This window comes from Paenibacillus vandeheii, from assembly GCF_030433635.1.
Classification (GTDB): Bacteria; Bacillota; Bacilli; order Paenibacillales; family Paenibacillaceae; genus Paenibacillus; species Paenibacillus vandeheii.
Map to the genome: position 1 here is coordinate 1 of NZ_JAROCD010000039.1, position 1,046 is coordinate 1,046.

General features: G+C 33.7%; 2 protein-coding genes. Both read left to right on the forward strand.

The features are described 5' to 3' along the window. Positions 1 to 398: 398 nt before the first annotated feature. Positions 399 to 623, forward strand: coding sequence for a hypothetical protein (locus tag P5G61_RS31805; protein WP_152532794.1), 225 nt, complete (start codon positions 399 to 401; stop codon positions 621 to 623). 7 nt (positions 624 to 630) lie between these two features. Further along, the gene (locus P5G61_RS32130) at positions 631 to 870 is read left to right on the forward strand and encodes a YhfM domain-containing protein (RefSeq protein ID WP_488199307.1); all 240 of its coding nucleotides are present in this window, start codon (positions 631 to 633) and stop codon (positions 868 to 870) included. The last annotated feature ends 176 nt before the right edge of the window (positions 871 to 1,046 follow it).

The window sequence follows — 1,046 nt, forward strand, 5'->3', positions numbered from 1 at the left end:
CGTATCCATAAATAGCGTGGGAAATTTTAGTGTGGACTAAAAAAATCAGATGATAAGAAAAGCTTACCCACCACTGCACTTACCTGTTGGTACAAGGTTCAATCGCGTAAGTACTATTGACGTAAACACTCTTTGTAAGATGTGAAGTACTGATATCCTATCTGTGCGAACTCGTTATAAAGGGTGTTATTTTCATTTTGCAGAAGGTTTATAATTAATCTAACACCAATAAGCAAGAAATTTTGAAGGAATTGAAATGGCCGATGTATGTAAAAAAATCATTTTATAGGAATAAATGAAGAATAAACATTTGAGAAAATATCCTTTTCCAGAAATGTTTTTCAATTATGTAACGTCTTTTAAGGTAATACAATTAAATTTGGAAGTGGGTTCTAAAGATGCGAAAAACAAGTGTTTTATTTTTGCTTGTTGTGTTTATGCTGGTAAGTGTCGCTTGTAATACAACGAGTGAAAAAATTGAGGGGAGTTCTGGTACCGAAAGAGCAATTCAAGGGAAAATCATAATTAATAAATTACCGATACGCACAACAATTCAGGAATACAAGCTTCATACTCAAAAGGATGTAATCCTTGAAGTTGAAGATTCTTCGAACACCACATAGTTTACTGATGCGATTAAGGATTCAAAAAATAAGCGGAATAGCTAATGTAGCTTCTCCAAATTATGAAGTGACCATTCAGAACGATGGTAATGAAATTTCGTGTTATTTATGGATCAATATTAACGACAAAACGAAGAAAAGTAATGCGATGTACATGAATAAAGATGATACGGACACTGGGTACAAAATATCAGTTGAAAAAACGGAGTCACTTATTAAATTAATTAATGAGATCGATAGGGGATGAAAACAGTAAACAACGATGCTGACAAAGGTACAAGTTCTTGTCCCATTCAAAGTCGCTATTATAGCGGCTTTTTTGTTTTATTTTTTTTATTATGAAATCTGAGACCGGGTTGTCGAGGAACAATAACTTGTACCGATCGCCGGAATGGACAAGAACATAGTCCTATTACCGATTAG